24 protein-coding genes and 1 other annotated feature are annotated in these 19,912 nt (G+C 35.6%); of the genes, 23 read left to right on the top strand and 1 reads right to left on the bottom strand.

The features are described 5' to 3' along the window. Positions 1-6: 6 nt before the first annotated feature. The 22 genes from murC (at position 7) to FC70_RS02905 (ending at position 17,797) form a co-directional block, all read left to right on the top strand. Positions 7-1,338: a UDP-N-acetylmuramate--L-alanine ligase gene (murC, locus tag FC70_RS03010; protein WP_057889533.1), complete on the top strand. Its 1,332-nt coding sequence runs from the start codon at positions 7-9 to the stop codon at positions 1,336-1,338. Positions 1,339-1,554: 216 nt separating this feature from the next. Then, a complete protein-coding gene (locus FC70_RS03005) occupies positions 1,555-2,274 on the top strand; it encodes a Bax inhibitor-1/YccA family protein (protein WP_057889532.1) in 720 nt (239 codons plus the stop codon). A 95-nt stretch (positions 2,275-2,369) separates the two neighbouring features. Further along, entirely contained in the window at positions 2,370-5,030 is a 2,661-nt protein-coding gene (gene polA / locus FC70_RS03000; protein ID WP_057889531.1) for a DNA polymerase I, read from the top strand. Positions 5,031-5,056: 26 nt separating this feature from the next. Beyond that, entirely contained in the window at positions 5,057-5,890 is an 834-nt protein-coding gene (mutM, locus tag FC70_RS02995) for a DNA-formamidopyrimidine glycosylase (RefSeq protein ID WP_057889530.1), read from the top strand. 1 nt (position 5,891) lies between these two features. Next, positions 5,892-6,503: a dephospho-CoA kinase gene (coaE, locus tag FC70_RS02990; protein ID WP_057889529.1), complete on the top strand. Its 612-nt coding sequence runs from the start codon at positions 5,892-5,894 to the stop codon at positions 6,501-6,503. A 5-nt stretch (positions 6,504-6,508) separates the two neighbouring features. Continuing rightward, a complete protein-coding gene (gene nrdR / locus FC70_RS02985) occupies positions 6,509-6,958 on the top strand; it encodes a transcriptional regulator NrdR (protein ID WP_057889528.1) in 450 nt (149 codons plus the stop codon). A 20-nt stretch (positions 6,959-6,978) separates the two neighbouring features. Then, positions 6,979-8,331, top strand: coding sequence for a DnaD domain protein (locus FC70_RS02980; protein WP_057889527.1), 1,353 nt, complete (start codon positions 6,979-6,981; stop codon positions 8,329-8,331). Positions 8,332-8,333: 2 nt separating this feature from the next. Next, positions 8,334-9,263, top strand: coding sequence for a primosomal protein DnaI (dnaI, locus tag FC70_RS02975; protein WP_057889526.1), 930 nt, complete (start codon positions 8,334-8,336; stop codon positions 9,261-9,263). 78 nt (positions 9,264-9,341) lie between these two features. Then, positions 9,342-9,469, top strand: a sequence feature (ribosomal protein L20 leader region). Between the two features lie 45 nt (positions 9,470-9,514). Further along, positions 9,515-10,018: a translation initiation factor IF-3 gene (gene infC / locus FC70_RS02970; RefSeq protein ID WP_057889648.1), complete on the top strand. Its 504-nt coding sequence runs from the start codon at positions 9,515-9,517 to the stop codon at positions 10,016-10,018. A gap of 17 nt (positions 10,019-10,035) precedes the next feature. After that, positions 10,036-10,230 carry a 50S ribosomal protein L35 gene (gene rpmI, locus FC70_RS02965; RefSeq protein WP_057889525.1) on the top strand — a complete coding sequence of 65 codons (195 nt, stop codon included), beginning with the start codon at positions 10,036-10,038 and terminating at the stop codon, positions 10,228-10,230. A 29-nt stretch (positions 10,231-10,259) separates the two neighbouring features. Beyond that, positions 10,260-10,613, top strand: a complete 354-nt coding sequence (gene rplT / locus FC70_RS02960; RefSeq protein WP_057889524.1) for a 50S ribosomal protein L20 — start codon at positions 10,260-10,262, stop codon at positions 10,611-10,613. A gap of 144 nt (positions 10,614-10,757) precedes the next feature. Next, positions 10,758-11,288 carry a YqeG family HAD IIIA-type phosphatase gene (locus FC70_RS02955; protein WP_057889523.1) on the top strand — a complete coding sequence of 177 codons (531 nt, stop codon included), beginning with the start codon at positions 10,758-10,760 and terminating at the stop codon, positions 11,286-11,288. Continuing rightward, positions 11,281-12,414 (top strand): ribosome biogenesis GTPase YqeH, encoded by a 1,134-nt coding sequence (yqeH, locus tag FC70_RS02950; RefSeq protein WP_057889522.1) that lies wholly within the window; start codon positions 11,281-11,283, stop codon positions 12,412-12,414. Before FC70_RS02955 ends, yqeH begins: the two co-directional genes overlap by 8 nt. A 16-nt stretch (positions 12,415-12,430) precedes the next feature. Then, complete coding sequence (gene yhbY, locus FC70_RS02945) at positions 12,431-12,742, top strand: ribosome assembly RNA-binding protein YhbY (protein WP_057889521.1); 312 nt, start codon at positions 12,431-12,433, stop codon at positions 12,740-12,742. Positions 12,743-12,745: 3 nt separating this feature from the next. Continuing rightward, positions 12,746-13,387, top strand: a complete 642-nt coding sequence (locus FC70_RS02940) for a nicotinate-nucleotide adenylyltransferase (RefSeq protein ID WP_420835985.1) — start codon at positions 12,746-12,748, stop codon at positions 13,385-13,387. After that, the gene (gene yqeK, locus FC70_RS02935) at positions 13,380-13,976 is read left to right on the top strand and encodes a bis(5'-nucleosyl)-tetraphosphatase (symmetrical) YqeK (RefSeq protein ID WP_057889520.1); all 597 of its coding nucleotides are present in this window, start codon (positions 13,380-13,382) and stop codon (positions 13,974-13,976) included. Before FC70_RS02940 ends, yqeK begins: the two co-directional genes overlap by 8 nt. A gap of 12 nt (positions 13,977-13,988) precedes the next feature. Then, on the top strand, positions 13,989-14,345 hold the full coding sequence (rsfS, locus tag FC70_RS02930; protein ID WP_057889519.1) for a ribosome silencing factor: 357 nt from the start codon (positions 13,989-13,991) through the stop codon (positions 14,343-14,345). Positions 14,346-14,347: 2 nt separating this feature from the next. Beyond that, positions 14,348-15,085 carry a class I SAM-dependent DNA methyltransferase gene (locus FC70_RS02925; RefSeq protein WP_057889518.1) on the top strand — a complete coding sequence of 246 codons (738 nt, stop codon included), beginning with the start codon at positions 14,348-14,350 and terminating at the stop codon, positions 15,083-15,085. A 9-nt stretch (positions 15,086-15,094) separates the two neighbouring features. Beyond that, complete coding sequence (locus FC70_RS02920; RefSeq protein WP_057889517.1) at positions 15,095-16,228, top strand: nucleotidyltransferase; 1,134 nt, start codon at positions 15,095-15,097, stop codon at positions 16,226-16,228. An 80-nt stretch (positions 16,229-16,308) separates the two neighbouring features. Next, on the top strand, positions 16,309-16,869 hold the full coding sequence (locus FC70_RS02915; RefSeq protein WP_057889516.1) for a YceD family protein: 561 nt from the start codon (positions 16,309-16,311) through the stop codon (positions 16,867-16,869). 50 nt (positions 16,870-16,919) lie between these two features. After that, positions 16,920-17,096 (top strand): 50S ribosomal protein L32, encoded by a 177-nt coding sequence (gene rpmF / locus FC70_RS02910; protein WP_057889515.1) that lies wholly within the window; start codon positions 16,920-16,922, stop codon positions 17,094-17,096. 137 nt (positions 17,097-17,233) lie between these two features. Beyond that, positions 17,234-17,797 carry a GNAT family N-acetyltransferase gene (locus FC70_RS02905; protein ID WP_057889514.1) on the top strand — a complete coding sequence of 188 codons (564 nt, stop codon included), beginning with the start codon at positions 17,234-17,236 and terminating at the stop codon, positions 17,795-17,797. Positions 17,798-17,860: 63 nt separating this feature from the next. Here FC70_RS02905 and adhP read toward each other — a convergent pair whose 3' ends face one another. Beyond that, positions 17,861-18,877, bottom strand: coding sequence for an alcohol dehydrogenase AdhP (gene adhP / locus FC70_RS02900; RefSeq protein ID WP_057889513.1), 1,017 nt, complete (start codon positions 18,875-18,877; stop codon positions 17,861-17,863). Between the two features lie 311 nt (positions 18,878-19,188). On the opposite strand from adhP, the gene FC70_RS02895 reads away from it, so the two are divergent. Next, a complete protein-coding gene (locus tag FC70_RS02895) occupies positions 19,189-19,881 on the top strand; it encodes a response regulator transcription factor (protein WP_057889512.1) in 693 nt (230 codons plus the stop codon). The last annotated feature ends 31 nt before the right edge of the window (positions 19,882-19,912 follow it).

Here is a 19,912-nt window from a genome sequence, read left to right as displayed (position 1 = left end):
TTCGACATGGATAAGAATACGGTATATTACTTTGTAGGGATTAAGGGTTCAGGAATGAGTGCCCTTGCGTTGGTATTACATGATAAGGGTTATCAAGTTGAAGGCTCTGACATCGATCAATACACATTTACACAACGTGGCTTAGAACAAGCTGGCATCAAGATTTATCCATTTGATCCTAAAAATCTACATGAAGGACAAACCGTTATTGCAGGAAATGCCTTTCCTGCGACCCACCCAGAAATTTTACAAGCTAAAAGTTTAGGCTTAAAAACTTATCGGTATCATGAATTCTTAGCAAAATTAATCGAAGGATATACTAGTATTGGGGTTGCAGGTGCTCATGGTAAGACCAGTACAACCGGGCTCTTAGCGCATGTACTAAGCGGCGTTGCACCTACTAGCTATTTAGTTGGTGATGGTAGTGGTAAAGGTCGTCCCGATGCACGCTTTTTTGCGTTTGAAGCTGATGAATATCGCCGCCACTTTGCTGAATATCGTCCAGATTATGCAATTATTACTAATGTCGACTTTGATCATCCTGATTATTATAGTGGCATTGAAGATGTCTTTGATGCGTTTAAAGGCTTTGCATCTCATGTTAAAAAAGGTATTTTTGCTTGGGGTGAAGACGAGCATCTTCGTAAATTAAATGTTGACGTCCCAGTTTATTATTATGGGGTTGAAGACAATGACGACATTCGAGCAACTAACATCAAACGTTCTACTAATGGATCTGCGTTTGATGTTTATTATCGAGATGAATTTTTAGGAAACTTTGAAATTCCATTGTTTGGCCAACATAATATTTTAAATAGTTTGGCAGTAATTGGCGTTGCTCATTTTGAAAAAATCGATTTAGATGAAATCAAAAAAGAATTATTAACTTTTGAAGGGGTTAAACGTCGCTTTAGTGAACGTGATGTCGCTGATATGGTGATTATTGATGACTATGCACATCATCCATCAGAAATAAAAGCAACTTTAGACGCAGCTCGACAAAAGTATCCTGATAAGGAAATTGTGGCTGTATTCCAACCCCATACCTTTACGCGGACACTTGCTTTAATGGACGATTTTGCAGCTAGTTTAAATTTAGCTGATAAAGTTTACCTAACTGATATTTTTGGCTCCGTGCGTGAAGAAGCAGGTAAAGTTTCAAGTGCCGATTTAGGTGCAAAAATTACCAAGGGTGGCGAAGTATTGAAGCTAGATAATATGTCACCATTGCTTGATTTTCATAATGATGTAGTTGTCTTTATGGGTGCAGGGGATGTTCAAAAATATGAACGTGCTTACGAAGAATTATTAAGTAACATTACGCCTAAAAATAATTAAGTTTTAAGAAAACATTAAGATGAAATTTACACTACTAGTGCAGGTTTCATCTTTTTATTTGACCAAAGTTGATGTATTAGTATTTAATGTCAGTAATTAACATCAAAATAGTTAATATGGATAGAATAAATTACTTGATTTAACGATTGTCGTTAGCTAAGATGTTCCTTACAGATAGAAAAATCAGAATGATATTTAAAAGGAGAAGTGAGATAAATGAACAATCCTAATGGTGATTACTCAAGCTCAAGGCGGGTCGTTAATACCGATGCTGGTTTGAACCGTTTTATGACAAAAATGTATGGACATATGACTTTATCAGTTTTAGTTTCTGCTTTAACAGCATTTGTCTGCTCATTTTATACAAGTAGTATTACAATGTATTTGTCACAACATAGTGCAATGATGTGGTTGTTATTCCTTGTTCCAGTGGGACTTTCAATGGGGATTAGCTTTAAGGCAACACGAAACTATGCAGCAAGTTTTACGATGCTGATGGCAATGGCTGTAATCTATGGCTTTATTTTCTCGATTATTAGTCTTGCATATACGAGTGCTAACATTGCAGCAGCTTTCTTATCTGCTTCAGCAGTTTTTATCACAATGACCGTTTATGGTGCGTTTACTAAACGTGATTTAACTAAGTTTGGTTCCCATGCACGAGCAGCATTGATTGCATTGATCATTGCGAGCGTAATTAACATCTTCTTGCAAAGTCCGGCCATTACTTATATTTTTTCATATATTGCAGTAATTATTTTTACCGTTTTAACGGCTTATGATACGCAAAATATGAAACGGATGTATTTACAGTATGGATCACAAGTATCAGTTGGTGGGCTTGCAGTTATGGGAGCACTTCAACTTTATCTTGATTTCATTAACATCTTTATCAGCTTGCTCCAAATATTTGGAATGGGCGGAAGTCGCGACTAATCTAAGTTAATATAATATTTCAATCAAAAAAGCAGCCAGGTAGCTGCTTTTTTGTTACAATTAAAGATAGATTAAGTAAAAGTCGGGAGAAAATAATGGCAAAAAAAGTATTATTAATTGATGGAAACAGTGTTGCATTTAGAGCGTTTTTTGCGTTATTTCAACAAGTAGATAAATTTGTGAATCAGGATGGTCTTCATACTGGGGCTATTTTTGGCTTCAATAAAATGCTAGATATCATTTTAGATGAAGTTAAACCAGATTATGCAATTGTGGCTTTTGACGCTGGGAAAACCACTTTTAGGACTGAAATGTTTCCAGATTATAAGGGTGGCCGTTCAAAAACCCCATCAGAATTATCGGAACAAATGCCATTTATTAAAAAGTTAGTTCAAGCTCATGGAATTAAAACCTATGAATTACCCAATTATGAAGCGGATGACATCATTGGTACGCTAGCTAAAGAAGCTGATAATAGTGGTTATATGACTACCGTTGTAACTGGTGATCGTGATTTAACCCAGTTATCGACTGACAATGTGACCGTTTCAGTGACTAAAAAAGGGGTTACGGAAGTAGAAAATTATGATCCCGTACACGTTATGGAAAAATATGAAATTACGCCAGCTCAAATTATTGATATGAAAGGGCTAATGGGTGATGCTTCAGATAATTATCCTGGAGTAACTAAAGTCGGCGAAAAGACGGCGATTAAGTTATTAAAGCAATACGGCACTATCGAAGGTATTTATGAACATATCGATGAGTTTAAGCAAAGTAAAATGAAAGAACATTTGATTGAAGATCAAGAACTAGCATTTCAGGCTAAGAAACTAGCAACCATCAATCAAGATGCACCAATAGAAATTAAGTTATCTGATATTGAATTTAAAGGAATTCAAACTGAAGAATTAATTGAGTTGTATCGGCAATTAGATTTTAAATCATATTTAGCTAAATTAGATGGTGAACAAATTAGTTTAGATTTAGATGCTGCCCTTAGTGAAATTGAATTTACTGTTTTGAATCAAGATAATTTAAATGAAGTGAATCAGTTTAATGATGAAATTACGTTATATGTTGAGATGCCAGACAGTAACTACCATACGTCCGAATTTACTGGCTTTGTTATGGGTAACAATAGCCACTGGTTAGTTAGTCGTGATATTGACTTACTCCAATCCGATGAAATTAAGTCAGTCCTTGAGAGTAATGATATTAAAAAGAATGTTTTTAATGCAAAAGCGATGACAGTGGCATTGAATCGATTAGGGATTAAGTTAAATAACTTAGATTTTGATTTATTACTAGCTTCATATCTATTAGATACCAATGATAACAGTGATGATTTAGGCCAAGTTGCTCATGAACATGGCTTTATGGATGTAATGTCTGATGAATCAGTTTATGGTAAAGGTGCTAAATTTGCGATTCCTGCAGATCAAGAGTTATTTGAACATCTTGCACACAAAGCTAATGCAATTGATGTCTTACATGAAAAGCTCGTTAAGGAATTAGAAACAAATGAGCAAACTGCTTTGTATCGTACGATTGAGTTGCCATTATCGAATGTATTGTCGAAAATGGAAATTCGTGGAATTCATGTGAATGCCGATACGCTTGAGTCAATGGGTAGCAAGTTAATTGAGCGTATGAGCGAAATGAAACAATTGATTTATCAAGAAGCTGGTGAAGAATTTAATATCAATTCACCCAAACAACTAGGTGAGATTCTATTTGAAAAAATGGGCTTACCAGTAATTAAAAAAACCAAGACGGGTTATTCAACTGCTGTCGATGTGCTAGAAAAATTACGTGCTGATGCACCAATCGTTGATAATGTCCTCCAATACCGTCAAATTTCTAAATTACAGTCGACTTATATTGAGGGCTTACTGAAAGTTATTCATTCGACTGATCAAAAGGTGCATACACGTTATCTTCAAACCTTAACCCAGACTGGTCGACTATCATCAGTTGATCCTAATCTACAAAATATTCCAATTAGATTAGAAGAAGGGCGTAAGATTCGACAAGCATTTGAACCCAGTCATGAAGGTTGGGAAATATTCTCATCTGATTATTCACAAATTGAATTACGCGTTTTAGCACATATTACGGGCGATAAGAATCTGCAAGAAGCTTTTATAGAAGATGAGGATATCCATGCTAGTACAGCGCGCCGAATTTTTAAATTAGGACCTAATGATGAAATTAATCGTGACCAACGTCGACAAGCCAAAGCCGTTAATTTTGGAATTGTCTATGGAATTAGTGACTTTGGTTTAGCACAGAATATTGGAATTACTCGTAAACAAGCCAAAATGTTTATTGAAACCTATTTTGAAGAGTTCCCAGGAGTTAAACAGTATATTGATGATATTGTAGGTTTGGCGCATCAACAAGGGTACGTTGAAACCTTAACTAATCGTCGCCGTTATTTACCTGATATTCATGCAAAGAACTTTAATTTACGTTCATTTGCCGAAAGAACTGCAATGAACACACCAATTCAAGGTAGTGCTGCCGATATCATCAAAATTGCGATGATTAAAATGGAAGATGCTTTAAAAGATGCGGGACTGCAAGCCAAAATGTTGTTACAAATTCATGATGAATTAGTATTCGAAGCTCCCGCAGAAGAAATTCCTACGCTAGAAAAACTTGTACCAAGAATTATGGATTCAGCCGTATCATTAGATGTACCATTAAAAGTTGAAAGTGCGCATGGTAAAACATGGTACGAAGCAAAATAAAATGTTAGATATTGGGAGATGAGCTAATGCCTGAATTACCAGAAGTTGAAACGGTTCGCCGGGGATTAATTAAAATTGCTAAGGGACGCAAAATTATTGGAATTGATGTGAATTATCCACAAACAATTACTAATGATATTGAGTCTTTTAAACAGGCCTTGATTGGTCAAACCATTGAAGATTTTAACCGCCGTGGTAAATATTTATTATTTAGATTTAGTAATGATCTGACGATGATTTCTCATTTACGAATGGAAGGTAAATATTTTGAGTTACCTGAAGGTGAAGTGCCTCGTAAACATACGCACGTGATCTTCCATTTAGATAATCAGACTCAACTTTGTTATAACGATACAAGAAAATTTGGTCGAATGACGTTAGTTGATACCGGTAAAGAGTTAGAATATGCCGGTTTAAAAACTATTGGACCAGAACCGACGGATGAAGATTTTACTTTAGATTACTTTAGAGAAATTTTGCATAAGGGTCGGCGTGAGATTAAGCCATTTTTACTTGACCAAAAAGGCGTAGCCGGTCTTGGTAATATTTATGTTGATGAAGTTCTTTGGATGAGTAAAATTCATCCTGAAGAACGTGCTAATAAGCTTAATGATCAGCAAATAATACTTTTACGCAAAAGTATTATTAATGAAATTGAAGTTGCAACCAAACATCATGGGACAACCGTGCATTCATATACGAATGCCTTTGGTCATGCAGGTGATTTTCAAAATGAGTTACATGCCTATGGTCGTGTAGGAGAACCATGTGAACGTTGTGGTAATAACTTAGTGAAGATTAAGGTGGCACAACGGGGAACAACCTTCTGTCCACATTGTCAACAACTTAGTGAGGAATAAGATGAACACAATGATACTTGGATTGACTGGTAGTATTGCTACCGGTAAATCAACGGTCAGTTCGTTTTTTCGGAAAATGAATATTCCAGTAATTGATGCTGATGTAGTTGCAAGACAAGTGACTGCACCAAATTCAGTGGCCTTATTACAAATTAAAAATCATTTTGGTGATGATGCAATTAACGATGACGGGACCATGAATCGTAATTATATTGCTAAACAAGTTTTTAGTGATCCAGCCAAATTAGCGACTCTAAATAAAATTACAGCACCGTTAATTCGTGCTGGAATAATTGAACAATTAGAAAAGTATAAAACGCAATCAGCTAAATTAGTTGTGTTGGATATGCCATTATTATATGAACAACACTATGAAAATATCGTTGATCAAGTAATGGTCGTTTATACGACAGAAGAACTGCAATTGCAACGATTAATGAAGCGAAATTCGTTAACTATCAAAGCTGCCAAACAAAGAATTGCTGCTCAAATTACAATTGATCAAAAAGTTCAGTTAGCTGATGTGGTGATTGATAATTCAGGGTATGTTGCTGAAACAAAGAAGCAAGTGGTAAAATGGCTTGAAGACCAATCGTTTAGAAATGAGGAATGAAATCAATGCATTGTCCTAATTGTGGCAATAATAATTCACGTGTTGTTGATAGTCGGCCAACTGAAGACGGTAGTATTAGGCGTCGTCGTGAATGTGAGAGCTGTAATTATCGCTTCACAACATTTGAACGAATTGAAGTAACACCATTATTAGTTGTTAAAAAGAATGGTAATCGAGAAGAATTTAATAGTAAAAAAGTTTTAGCGGGCGTGATTCGTTCTGCCGAAAAAAGACCAGTTACAATGGAAAGTATGACTTCATTGGTCGAACGGGTTGAGAACAGCGTTCGTGGACTAGGTGAAAATGAAGTTTCTAGTACAGCAATCGGTGAGTTTGTGATGAATGAAATGAAGAGCTTAGATGAAATTGCATATATTCGATTTGCTAGTGTGTATCGACAATTCAGGGATATGGATGACTTTATGGCAGAGTTAAAAAAAGTAATGAAAGACTAATTTAGATTGGAGAAGCCACCGTGGTTAATCAAGTACAAAGAATAAAGCCACATACTGGCTTCATTGTCTCGCTATCATCAGATTTTAGTGATTTTTCTGAGGCAAACTTTACTAAGTTATATCAACCAATTATTGGTGCAAATGCATTTGCACTTTTTTTTGCGTTACAGTCAAATTTACAATCTCATCCAATGCTATCTAAACGAGTTTCACATGCACAGTTATTACAACGACTTAATTTTGATATCGATCAATTAACTGAAGCTAGAACAAGACTTGAGTCTGCTGGTATGCTGAATTCGTTTGAACAAACTGATAATGTAGGTGAGGTAGTTGTGTATGAATTACAACCAACTTTAACGGCTCACCAGTTTAATAATGACGATTTGTTAAGTATTCTGTTACTAGAAGCCATTGGGGATACAGAGTATAGTGAACTGATGTCTGAAGCAGCACAATATCAATTTGATACGACTGAGTTAAATAGTGTAACGAAAGATTTCTTTACAACCTATCACGTTGATCCGGATAACGTTAAAGAGTTACCAAGTGTAATTCAAGAAAGTCGTGAGCATTTTGTTGTTAGTGAAGGCCATGAGCACTCAATGGTGGAAATTAAATTTGATTTTCAACTATTGTTAAGTTTAGTTGATCAGCAACCTATTAGAATTGATGGAGTTGAAAAGCATAAGCAATTGATTACGACAGAACATGTGATGTATGGTGTTGATGAGATTTCAATGGCTCGAGTAATTGGACAATCGATTAATTTAAATACTAATGAATTAGACGAAACTAAATTTAAACGTAATATAGTACAATCATTTACTATGATTAAAAGTTCAATGGACTCAAGTGAGGTTGAACAAGAAGTTCCAGTAACGAAACAAGAGATTAATAGTTTAACACCAAATGATCAGCAATTATTAAAGGTCGTTGAATCATATACGCCGAATGAATTTTTAACTGAGTTGTTAAGTCAAAAGGGTGGTTACATTTCTAATAATCAGCGTGCCAACTTAACGGCATTGATAAATCGTAATTTATTCCCATCAACGGTTGTTAATCTACTAATTTATTACTTATTAGTTGAAATGGATCAAACCACATTAACACAAGCACTAATGGATACAGTTGCTAATGGCTGGGCACAGGCAAAAGTTAGAACACCAATCCAAGCCTTTGACCAAATAAAAAATTATCAAAAGAAGCGCCAAACTAAACGTCAAGCAAGTCGTAAGGGAACAGTTAAAGAAACTTTACCTGATTGGGCGAAGGAAGATTACCAACCTAAGAAACAAGAAACTTCGGCTAAACAATTGGCTGAAATTCAAGCTCAGATGGAACGTTTAAATAAAAGTAAGGAGGATTAACAATGCAAAGTCTAAGTGATGCAATCAAAGAAGTTATGAGTGCTGATGATTTTGATCCTAAGTACCGTGAACTAATGGCAGAAGTATACAACGATGCTGATGTTAAGAAATTTATTCAAGTTAATGAAAAAAGCCTTTCAAAAGAAGCGTTAGTACGTGGCGAAGCTAAGTTATATGAGTTTTTTACGCAAAAGAAAAATCCAGATGACTCGTTCGCCCCTGGATATGTGCCTGCATTGGTAATGAACGGTAAATGGATTGACGTTACATATCAACCATCTCAAAAATTATCAGCCCAAAGAAATTCAATGCAACGTGGAAAACTAGTTCATTCAATTAGTATGCCTAAATTTGTTCAAGCAGCATCATTTGCAAGCTTTGATATGCAAGATGTTCAGCGCGCTGAATCAATTAGTGAAGCTTTGAATTTTATTGAAGGATATACTTCTGATTCAGATCAATATCAACCAGGATTTTATTTATATGGTAACTTTGGCGTTGGAAAAACCTATCTCTTGGGAGCAATTGCGAACGAATTAGCTACACACGGAGTTGCTAGCACAATGGTCCATTTTCCAAGTTTGGCAGTTGAATTGAAAAATTCAATTAATGATAAAAATGTTGATACTGGCAAAATGGTTGATGCGATTAAAAAGTCACCAATCCTAATGATTGATGATATTGGAGCAGATGCGATGTCATCTTGGATTCGTGATGATATCCTGGGAGTTATTCTAGAATATCGGATGCAAGCCGAATTACCAACGTTCTTTAGTTCTAACTTTTCAATGAAAAAACTAGAAGAAGAACATTTAGCCGTTAATCAAAAGGGTGACATTGAACAGTTAAAAGCTAAGCGAATTATGGAACGAATTAGATTTTTAGCAAAAGAAGTAACGTTGACTGGTGAAAATCGTCGAACCAGAGCATAAGCTAGATAAACTTTAACCTAGTAATTGATTTTTATGGTTGACAGTGGCTAGTTAGCTTTGGTATGATATAAAAGTTGAAAGATAAAGCAGAAGCACCCGCTTCTCGCCTTGGTAATTAGAATTACCGGGCTTACGAGTTTTAATAAGCAGCTAATGGAAATTAGTTGTGTCGCGGGGTGCATGTGCACGCCGCTTTTTTGTTTCATCTTTCGCTAAAAAATTGGAGGTGTGTTGCCATAGCTCAAGATATGATGCTCAATGACGGAATCCGTTCTCGTGAAGTACGGCTCGTTGATGACGAAGGTAATCAATTAGGTGTTAAGTCTAAGTCAGAAGCGCTAAAAATGGCTGAAGATGCTGATTTGGATCTTGTCTTAGTTTCACCTAAGGCAAAGCCACCCGTTGCTCGAATCATGGATTACGGTAAATACCGTTTTGAATTGCAAAAGAAGCAACGTGAGGCTCGTAAGAAACAAAAAGTTGTCTCAGTTAAAGAAGTCCGTTTAAGCCCAACAATCGATACGAATGACTTCAATACTAAACTCACTAATGCCAGAAAATTTTTGGATAAAGGTGATAAAGTTCGAGTTTCAATTCGATTTAAAGGTCGTGCCATTACTCATAAAGAGATTGGTCGTGACGTTTTAAATAAGATGGCTGAAGCAACTAAGGATATTGCGACTATTGAGCAACATCCAAAGATGGAAGGTCGTAGCATGTTCTTAACATTAGCTCCGGCTGCCGATAAAAAATAGAAAGTAGGAATTTTGTAATGCCAAAAATGAAGACTAATCGCGCTGCTGCAAAGCGATTCAAGAAAACTGCAAATGGTGGACTTAAGAGTGCTAACGCTTATACAAGTCACCGTTTCCATGGTAAAACAAAGAAACAACGTCGCCAATTACGTGGACTTAGCATGATGGATAAAACAAACGTAAAACGATACAAAAAAATGCTTAATCTATAAAATAAATAAGATAGTAGGAGGACACCACAATGCGAGTTAAAGGTGGAACAGTTACACGCGCACGTCGCAAACGTATTATTAAATTAGCCAAGGGATATCGTGGCTCAAAACATCGTCTCTTTAAGACAGCTAAAGATCAAGTAATGAAGTCATATCTTTATTCATTCCGTGATCGTAAGCAAAACAAACGCAATTATCGTCAACTTTGGATTGCACGTATTAATGCTGGTGCACGTATGAATGGTATTAGCTACAGCAAATTAATGCATGGCTTGAAATTAGCTGATATTAACATGAACCGTAAGATGTTAGCTGAATTAGCTGTTAATGATGCTGCTGGATTTACAGCAATCGTTGAAGCTGCAAAAGCTGCAAGCAAATAATTATTTCAAAAGACTGACTCAAAATTTGATTTTGTTCAGTCTTTTATTTTGTTTAAAATGATGTAATAAACGCAAACGTTGTAATTGCAAGCAGTGGCGGATAATCGTATAATAAATTGGACTAAATAAATGGAGTATACTGATATGATGAATGCATTTAAACCAACTTGGATGATTAATACAATCTATTCAATCTCACCATCACAATTGAAAAATCATGGAATTCGGGCTGTTTTTACAGATCTCGATAACACGTTGATTGCTTGGAATAATCCAGATGGAACGCCTGAACTAAAGGCGTGGATGCAAAGCCTCAAAGAAGCTAATATTCCATTGATTGTTGTATCCAATAATAGCCACGATCGTATTGAACGTGCAGTAGCAAAACTTGAATTGCCGTTCATTTCTCGTGCCTTAAAGCCTTTATCAACCGGAATTAATCGAGCCCTTAAAAAGCTTGATTTGGAAAAACATGAAGTGGTAATGGTTGGAGATCAATTATTAACCGATATTGCAGCTTCAAATCAAGCAGGGGTATACAGTATTTTAGTTAAACCACTGATTGATTCTGATCAATGGAACACGCAAATTAATCGTTTCTTTGAAAAGTATGTCATGAAGCAGATGCTAAAAGAAAATCCGACGTTAAGTTGGCAGGAGAGTTTGAATGACTGAAGTTTTAACAGAAGAACAAAATGAAGAATTAAGATGTATTGGTTGTGGTGTGTTAATCCAATCTGATGATCCAGATGGAATTGGTTATACGCCAACATCAGCAATTAAAAAGGGACTTGAAACAGATGAGCTTTATTGCCAACGTTGTTTCCGTTTACGTCACTACAATGAAATTGCACCAGTCTCATTAACCGATGATGATTTTTTACGTTTATTGAATCAAATTCGTGAAACAGATGCGTTAATAGTATATGTGATTGATATTTTTGATTTCAACGGAAGTTTAATTCCAGGATTACATCGATTTGTTGGTGATAATCCAATTTTATTAGTTGGAAACAAAGAAGATATCTTACCACGTTCATTAAAACGGACTAAACTAATGGATTGGATGCGTCAGCAAGCCAATTTAAGTGGATTACGTCCAATTGATGTTGCAATGGTATCTGCTAAAAACAATCATCAAGTCGCTGACTTATTAGAGAAAATTAATAAATATCGTGGAAATCGAGATGTTTATGTAGTTGGAGTAACTAATGTTGGTAAATCAACATTGATTAATCAAATTATTAAAAGTACAACTGGGGTGAAAGAATTAATTACGACGTCACGTTTTCCAGGAACAACGCTTGATAAAATTCAAATTCCATTGGATGATGGTCATGAGTTAGTTGATACCCCAGGAATTATTCATGCGGAACAAATGGCACATGTACTTTCAGCTCAAGCATTAAAATTAGTTGCACCACAAAAAGAAATTAAGCCACGAACATTCCAATTAAATGATCAACAAACTATTTTCTTGGGTGGTGTTGCTCGATTTGATTATGTAAAGGGTCCTAAAACTGGAGTTGTTGCATATTTTGACAATAACTTGAATCTCCATCGGACTAAGTTAGAAAATGCTGATGCGTTTTATGAAAAACATGTTGGCGGACTATTAACACCTCCAACAGAAGACGATAAAGATGATTTTCCAACCTTAGAACGACATGAATTCCATATTGATCAAAAGAGTGATTTAGTAATTGAAGGATTAGGTTGGGTAACGGTTCCAGCTGGGACTAATGTTGCTGGTTGGGCTCCAACTGGTGTATCGGTTCTTGTTCGTAAAGCAATGATTTAAGGATGAAGGTATAAAGATGAAATTAAGAGGAAAACAAAAGCGATTTTTACGTGCAACGGCACATGATTTACGACCAATGTTTAGTGTTGGTAAAAATGGTTTAACAAAAACATGGCTTGATCAATTGAGTGGTGCATTAGATAAACGCGAACTAATTAAAGTTAGTATTTTACAAAATTCAGATGCCACAGTAGACGAAGCAAAAGAATTTATTGAATCTAATACGGATATCCAAGTTGTACAAACAATTGGACGGGTTATGGTATTATTCAAGGTTTCTTCAGATGAAGATTCACGTGAAATTTCAAAAGAAGTTGCTGCAATCTAAGGAGTGTTAAGCTTGAAAAGTAATTTGGCGTATCAAACGACGACTCAGGTAGAGTTGAATCAACAATTGAATCCACGCGCAAAGCGAATTGGCTTATATGGTGGAACTTTTAATCCAATTCATACCAGTCATTTGATAGTTGCTGATCAAGTTTACACAGCATTAGGATTGGATGAAGTTTGGTTTATCCCAGATGAAATTCCACCACATGTAAATAGTAAAACTACAATTGCTGCCCATGATCGGGTAGCGATGATTGAAGAAGCGATCTCTGATAATCCACATTTTAGAGTTGAGTTGTCAGAAATTGATCGTGGTGGCGTTAGCTATACGTATGATACGATTGTCTTCTTAAAAGAAAAGTATCCGGAATATGATTTTTATTTTATCATCGGAGCTGATATGGTCGTAGATTTACCAACCTGGCATCGAATTGATGAACTATCTAAGCTGATTACTTTTGTGGGTGTACAACGCCCAGGCTTCATCGCTAATAGCAGTTATTCAGTTTTGTGGGTAGATGCACCTTTATTAGCTATTAGTTCAACTGATATCAGAAATCGGGTGAGAAGTGGATTATCAATCCGTTATCTAGTTCCTGATCGAGTTGAAAAATATATAAAGGAGCATCACTTATATGAATAATTCATTGATTTATGAACAAAAGATTATTAAATATAGTCGTAAAGAATTAATTGAATTGGTTAAAAAAGCTGTTTCAACATCAAGATTTGAACATATTTTAAGAGTTGAAGCTATGGCATTACGATTAGCTAAAAGTTATCAAGTTAACTTGGAAAAAGCTAGTATTGCTGCACTAGTTCATGATTATGCCAAGGAACGTATTGATCAAGATTTTATTGATGAAATTATGTCAAAAAAATTAGATCCAAAATTATTAAATGCCAATAATGCAATTTGGCATGGAGTAGTCGGGGCTGAACTTATCAAAGATGAATTAGAAGTTTGGGATGAAGACATTTTAAACGCAGTTCGTCACCATACAACTGGTAGCCCGGAGATGTCGATGCTGGAACAGATAATTTTTATGGCGGATTACATTGAAGAAGGACGTAATTTTAACGGTGTGGATGAAGCACGCCAGTTAACCTTTAATAATTTGCAAGATGGCGTTAGATTTCAAATCAAACAAACGATCCAATATTTAATTGAACGCAGTAAGAATATTTATCCCAGTGCAATTGATACATATAATGCCTGGGTTGCCAAATGAGAGGGATTTTAAATGAATACAAAAGAAATTTTAGAAATTGCAGTTAAGGCTGCAGATGGTAAACGTGCAGAAGATATCGTAGCTTTAGATGTTCAAGGAGTTAGCTTTATGGCTGATTATTTCTTGATTGCCGCTGCTAATTCTAAGCGTCAGGTTCAAGCAATTGCAGATGCAATTGTTGAAGATGCTCGTAAAGCTGGAATCGAAGTTAAGCGTGTTGAAGGTAAACAAACTGGAAACTGGGTATTAGTCGATTTAGGTGATGTCGTAGCTCATATTTTCCAAAAGGAACAACGTGAGTATTATAATTTAGAAAAATTATGGTCAGATGCACCAATCGTTAATGTTAATGAATGGTTAGAGGATTAATTGTGATTTATTCAACGTTTGCTAAATATTATGATGAATTGTTTGATGAACAAATGTATGTTGATTGGGCTAAATTTGTTAAAAAGAATGTGAACCAAGATGCAAAAATATTAGATTTAGCTGGTGGAGCTGGCAGACTTGCAGTTTTATTAGCTAAAGATAAGTATGATGTCACAGTGGCAGATTTATCTGAAGAAATGTTAAGTCTAGCTGACCAACATATCAATGATGAACAGGTAGAAGTACCGTTGATTCAGGCCAATATGTTGGAAATGGATGGCTTTGATAACTATGATGTAATTACTTGTTTTGCTGATTCACTTTGTTATTTGAGTGATATCAAGCAAGTTGAACAGGTATTTACGCAAGCTTCGAATCATCTTAATGACGGCGGTAAATTTATTTTTGATGTTATTTCACCATATCAAACTGATGAAGTTTATCCTGGTTACATGTATAATTTTGAAAATGAAAATTCTTCACGATTCTTTATGTGGGCTAGTTTTGAAGACGAAGATAAACCTCATGCTGTGATTCATGATTTGTCATTTTTTAATGAAAAAGATGATGGAACTTATGAACGAGTTAGTGAAATGCATCATGAACGTACTTACGAAATGGATCAATATTTAGATGCATTAGGTCAAGCTGGATTTAAAAATATTTCAGTTAGTGCTGAATTTGGTAAGCAAGAAATAAGTGATACAACGACTAGATGGTTCTTTATTTGTGAGAAGTGAGCGGATTAGATGAAAGCAGTTGGATTGGTAACTGAATATAATCCATTTCATAATGGACACGCTTATCATGCTGCAACCGCTAAAAAAATTAGTGGCGCTGATGTGGCGGTCGCTGTTATGAGTGGTAACTTTACCCAACGTGGCGAAGTTACTATGCTAGATAAATGGACAAGAGCCAGTGAGGCGTTAGATAATGGTGTTGATCTGGTAATTGAGTTACCAATTTTTTATGCTGTTCAACCAGCTCATTTGTTTGCACAAGGAGCCATAAGTTTACTGAATCAATTACAAGTGTCAGAACTAGTATTTGGTGCGGAACATCCTAAAGCTGATTTTAAAAAGTTAGTTACCGCTGAAAGTCTGTTTAATAGTGATGAGTTTAGTCATTATAATGGAACTTATGCGAGCCGATTTAATCAACAAATGAAACAGCAGACGGGAATTGAATTAACTGATCCCAATGATATTTTAGCGTTTGCTTATCATAAGGCAGTTTCACAGTTACAGGCACCAATTAAATTAACGGCAATTCAACGAATTTCAAATCAATATCATGATAATAAAATTAGTTCAGAAATTGCGAGTGCGAGTGCAATTAGACATGCGGTAATTAATCAATTGGATTATAGTTTAAGTGTACCTTCAAAGACGGCTACTGATATCCTTGAAGCAAAAACGTCTATCGATTGGAATACTTGTTATCCGTATTTACGCTACTTTATTAACCAAGTGACTATTAAGTCTCTTCAGGAAATTTATCAAATGTCAGAAGGACTTGAATATAAGTTTAAAGACGTTGCGGAAACTGCAACCACATTTGATCAATTCATGAGTGGAATTAAGTCAAAACGCTATACATATTCACGGTTATCGAGATTATGTCTATATACGTTATTACAAATTACAAATGATGAGATGTTAGCAGCCACACAGCAGCCATACTTACGAGTTTTAGGATTTAATAAGATGGGGCAAGAGTATCTGCATACAATCAAAAAAGACCTTGAAATTCCGTTGGTAACTAAAGTTGATCGTGACTTAAAAAATGGGATGGTTAATTTGGATTATCGTGCAGGTAAATTCATTGAACAGTTAACAAATCTGAAACAAGATATGCAAAAAAGTCCAATTATTGTTAAATAGGTGTGCTGTCAAGCAAATTACATTGACAATCGAATTTTGCGCTAGTATAATGTAATTTGTTGCGTTAGGAGGGTCTACTGATGAAATGGTCATTAAAAGAATTACAACGTTACAAAAATGAGCCACTCCATGTTAAAGAACAGTTAGACCTGAATGAGATGCTAACTGAGCGATTCCCGGATCAAGTAATGGCTGTAGAGCCAGTCTTGGTTGATGGATATGTTTCGTTTAAAGATGGGGATGTGATGTTAACGTTAAAGGTTAATACAACTTTAACGGTACCATCAAGTCGCTCATTAAAGCCGGTCCAACTTCCGACTCAATTTGATATTACTGAATTTTATCTCAGTGATGCTAGTCATATGGATCGATATGAAGTTGATGAAGCGGCATTAGTTTTGGATGAAGATCAAAAGATTGATCTTGACGAAGCAGTTGGAGAAAATCTCCTACTTGCAATTCCATTACGCGTTTTGGCTGATGATGAATCTGAAGACGGTGATGACATGCCAACTGGAAGCGGTTGGGAAGTTGTTTCTGAAGAAGATTACATCGGTAATGAGCCAAAGCCTAACACTGTTGATCCACGTCTCGCTAAATTGAAAGCATTACTTCCTGATCAGGATAACGAAAATAATTAGCAGACAAACACATTAATGTGGATAAAATTTTATTAAGGAGGTGGCAAGAAATGGCAGTTCCAGCAAGAAAGACATCAAAGACTAAGAAGGCAATGCGTCGCGGACACATTAAACTTTCAGTTCCTGGTTTGGCACCATGTTCAAACTGTGGAGAATTACGTAAGTCACACGTTGTTTGCCCAAGTTGTGGTTTTTACGACGGTAAGCAAGTTATCAACGTTAAGTAATTCAATTTTTAATATTTTTACAAAAAGAAACATTCAAGGTGCCGGACCTGGATGTTTCTTTTTTTGTTAGCATAAATTGACTCTAATATTAAACCTGATAGACTAAAATTATATGTTATTTAAAGGGAGGATATTCAATGATTAGAAAAGCTCAGCCAGCAGATGCTAAAATGGTCGCGCCGTTAATTTATACTGTTCTGGAAGATATGGAACTTGATTTAATTCTTAAGGTGGACAAAAAAGATTGGATAAAGGTTTTGGAAAAAGCATTTAAAGTTGATGATCATCGTTATAGCTATCAAAATGCGTTCGTGAATGAATATGAAGGTACTGTAGCCGGAGTGGCGTTTGGTTATCCGGAGGAAATGGAAGCTGGTATTGATGAGGCTTTTGATGAGTTTTTAATCGAATTAGGGTTACCCCAAGATGTACAGTTATTTAACGATAAAGAAGCATATCCAAACGAATGGTATTTGGATACATTATCAGTTAATCCAGATTTTCAGGGGCTTGGAGTTGGAACTCAATTACTTGAGATGTTGCCAACTTTCGTTAAAACGATGGAAATAAATAAAATTGGATTAAATGTTGATGAACAAAATGGACGTGCCGAGAAATTATATCGAAAAATTGGTTACCAAAAAGTAGGTTCACTTACATTAGGAACCCATCCATATAGTCATTTACAACTTGAAATTTAAAAATAATTAATTGTAACTAAAAAGGAAGATATCAGGTTAAGATATCTTCCTTTTATTTAGTAATTATAGAGACATATCAACAACTTCACGACCAACAATCTTGCCGGCTTTCATTTCATCGATAATATCGTTTACTTCACTTAATTTACGAGTATGAACAATTGGTTTAACTTTTCCTTCAGCACCAAATTGGAAGGTTTCAGCTAAGTCTTGACGAGTACCAACTAGCGAACCAGCCACTTGGATACCGTCTAGAACTGTTTTACCGATGTTTAATTCCATGTTACCAGTAGGAAGGGCAACAGCAACTAAACGTCCATCTGGACGAAGAGAATCAACTGCATCAGTAAAGGCTTGTGCATTTACAGCTGTGACTTGGGCAGTATGAACACCACCAGTCAATTCTTGGATCTTTTGAGCAATATTACCGTCATGACGGTTAAGCAAGATGTCAGCGCCACATTCTTTTGCAGCAGCAAGCTTATCTTCGTTACCATCAACGACGACTACATGTGCACCAAAGACATGTTTGGCATATTGAACAGCTAAGTTACCAAGGCCACCAGCACCAACAACCGATACCCATTGACCAGGTTTTACATTACCAGTTTTCAAGGCTTTATACATTGTAACTCCAGCACATGTAAGTGAAGTAGCTTCAACTGGATCAAGGCCTTCTGGAACTTTAACAGCGTAGTTAGCATCAACGATAACTTGTTGAGCCATAGCACCATCAACTGTAAAACCAGAGTTACGGACGTTACGGCAGAATGTTTCACGGCCAGTTAAGCAATATTCACAATGTCCACAGCCGCCAAAGAACCAAGCAATTGAGACACGATCACCAATCTTAAGGCTGGTAACTCCATCACCTAATTTGCTGACGATACCAACACCTTCATGGCCAATTACACGGCCAGGAAATTTACCATAATCACCACTAGTAACATGTAAATCTGTGTGACAAAGACCACAATATTCAACATCAACTAAAGCTTCACCAAATTCTAATGGACGAAGTTCTTTTTCAATGATGTCAACATAACCATCAACTGCATCACGTACAACTGCTGCTTTCATAAACAATACCTCTTTCAATATAAAATATAGTAGTAGGAAAAGTTAAATACTTAACAAGGAAATGATATCACTTAGAGCGTTTACCATCAAGTGAAATTATTAACAAAAAAGGTTAAATTTGAGTTAAAATGCTTTATTCATTGATTTTAAATGAAATATTTTTTTCACATACTTATCTATTTAATTTTAAATAGATGGTTATCCCAAGTAACATAGACTATATTTGATTGATTAAATATGATAATATTAAAAATGTATGTAAGAAATGGATTAAAAAATTAAAATTTAAGTGAAATTGGAGTGTATTTGTAATGAAGAAAATTTTAATTATTGAAGATGAAGACAATCTTGCTCGCTTCGTTGAATTGGAATTGAAACACGAAGGATACTCAGTTGATATTAAGCTAGACGGTCGCTCTGGTCTTGAATCAGCGGTTACTACCGACTATGATGTGATTTTATTAGACTTGATGCTACCTGAATTAAATGGGTTAGAGGTTGCTCGCCGAATTCGTGAGGTGAAAAATACACCAATTATTATGATGACGGCTCGTGATTCTGTGATTGATCGTGTATCTGGATTAGATCATGGAGCAGATGATTATATTGTAAAGCCATTTGCAATTGAAGAACTATTGGCACGTGTTCGGGCACTACTTCGCCGAATTAATATTGAAGATGAAAATGGTAAGACACCACAAACAGTTGTCCGCTATCGAGATTTAGCAATTGAAAAAGAAAATCGGATTGTTCGTCGTAGTGATGAGGTTATTAATTTAACTAAACGTGAATATGATTTATTATTATTGTTAATGGAAAATATTGATAAAGTCATGTCACGTAGTTTATTACTTGAGACTGTCTGGGGTGCTGAGTCAAAAGTTGAAACCAATGTTGTGGATGTTTATGTTCGTTATATCCGAAACAAGATTGACAAAGAAGGTACTGAAAATAGCTATATTCAAACAGTTCGCGGAACGGGTTATGTGATGCGTTCAAAGTAGCAATTACTTGAGGTTGATTAACTTTTGAAAA

The organism is Paucilactobacillus oligofermentans DSM 15707 = LMG 22743 (genome assembly GCF_001434315.1).
Taxonomy (GTDB): Bacteria; Bacillota; Bacilli; order Lactobacillales; family Lactobacillaceae; genus Paucilactobacillus; species Paucilactobacillus oligofermentans.
The sequence above is the reverse complement of the archived record's forward strand: the minus strand, read 5'-3'. Positions and strand labels throughout refer to the sequence as shown.

Bases quoted from the DNA above. Each gene is read 5' to 3' on its own strand.
- FC70_RS02895 (WP_057889512.1), top strand. From the start codon at position 19,189: ATGAAGAAAATTTTAATTATTGAAGATGAAGACAATCTTGCTCGCTTC.
- nrdR (WP_057889528.1), top strand. From the start codon at position 6,509: ATGCATTGTCCTAATTGTGGCAATAATAATTCACGTGTTGTTGATAGT.
- yqeK (WP_057889520.1), top strand. From the start codon at position 13,380: ATGAATAATTCATTGATTTATGAACAAAAGATTATTAAATATAGTCGT.
- coaE (WP_057889529.1), top strand. From the start codon at position 5,892: ATGAACACAATGATACTTGGATTGACTGGTAGTATTGCTACCGGTAAA.
- rsfS (WP_057889519.1), top strand. From the start codon at position 13,989: ATGAATACAAAAGAAATTTTAGAAATTGCAGTTAAGGCTGCAGATGGT.
- dnaI (WP_057889526.1), top strand. From the start codon at position 8,334: ATGCAAAGTCTAAGTGATGCAATCAAAGAAGTTATGAGTGCTGATGAT.
- infC (WP_057889648.1), top strand. From the start codon at position 9,515: ATGCTCAATGACGGAATCCGTTCTCGTGAAGTACGGCTCGTTGATGAC.
- adhP (WP_057889513.1), bottom strand. From the start codon at position 18,877: ATGAAAGCAGCAGTTGTACGTGATGCAGTTGATGGTTATGTTGACATC.
- murC (WP_057889533.1), top strand. From the start codon at position 7: ATGGATAAGAATACGGTATATTACTTTGTAGGGATTAAGGGTTCAGGA.
- FC70_RS02905 (WP_057889514.1), top strand. From the start codon at position 17,234: ATGATTAGAAAAGCTCAGCCAGCAGATGCTAAAATGGTCGCGCCGTTA.
- polA (WP_057889531.1), top strand. From the start codon at position 2,370: ATGGCAAAAAAAGTATTATTAATTGATGGAAACAGTGTTGCATTTAGA.
- FC70_RS02915 (WP_057889516.1), top strand. From the start codon at position 16,309: ATGAAATGGTCATTAAAAGAATTACAACGTTACAAAAATGAGCCACTC.
- mutM (WP_057889530.1), top strand. From the start codon at position 5,057: ATGCCTGAATTACCAGAAGTTGAAACGGTTCGCCGGGGATTAATTAAA.
- rplT (WP_057889524.1), top strand. From the start codon at position 10,260: ATGCGAGTTAAAGGTGGAACAGTTACACGCGCACGTCGCAAACGTATT.
- FC70_RS02920 (WP_057889517.1), top strand. From the start codon at position 15,095: ATGAAAGCAGTTGGATTGGTAACTGAATATAATCCATTTCATAATGGA.
- rpmI (WP_057889525.1), top strand. From the start codon at position 10,036: ATGCCAAAAATGAAGACTAATCGCGCTGCTGCAAAGCGATTCAAGAAA.
- yqeH (WP_057889522.1), top strand. From the start codon at position 11,281: ATGACTGAAGTTTTAACAGAAGAACAAAATGAAGAATTAAGATGTATT.
- rpmF (WP_057889515.1), top strand. From the start codon at position 16,920: ATGGCAGTTCCAGCAAGAAAGACATCAAAGACTAAGAAGGCAATGCGT.
- FC70_RS02955 (WP_057889523.1), top strand. From the start codon at position 10,758: ATGATGAATGCATTTAAACCAACTTGGATGATTAATACAATCTATTCA.
- FC70_RS03005 (WP_057889532.1), top strand. From the start codon at position 1,555: ATGAACAATCCTAATGGTGATTACTCAAGCTCAAGGCGGGTCGTTAAT.
- yhbY (WP_057889521.1), top strand. From the start codon at position 12,431: ATGAAATTAAGAGGAAAACAAAAGCGATTTTTACGTGCAACGGCACAT.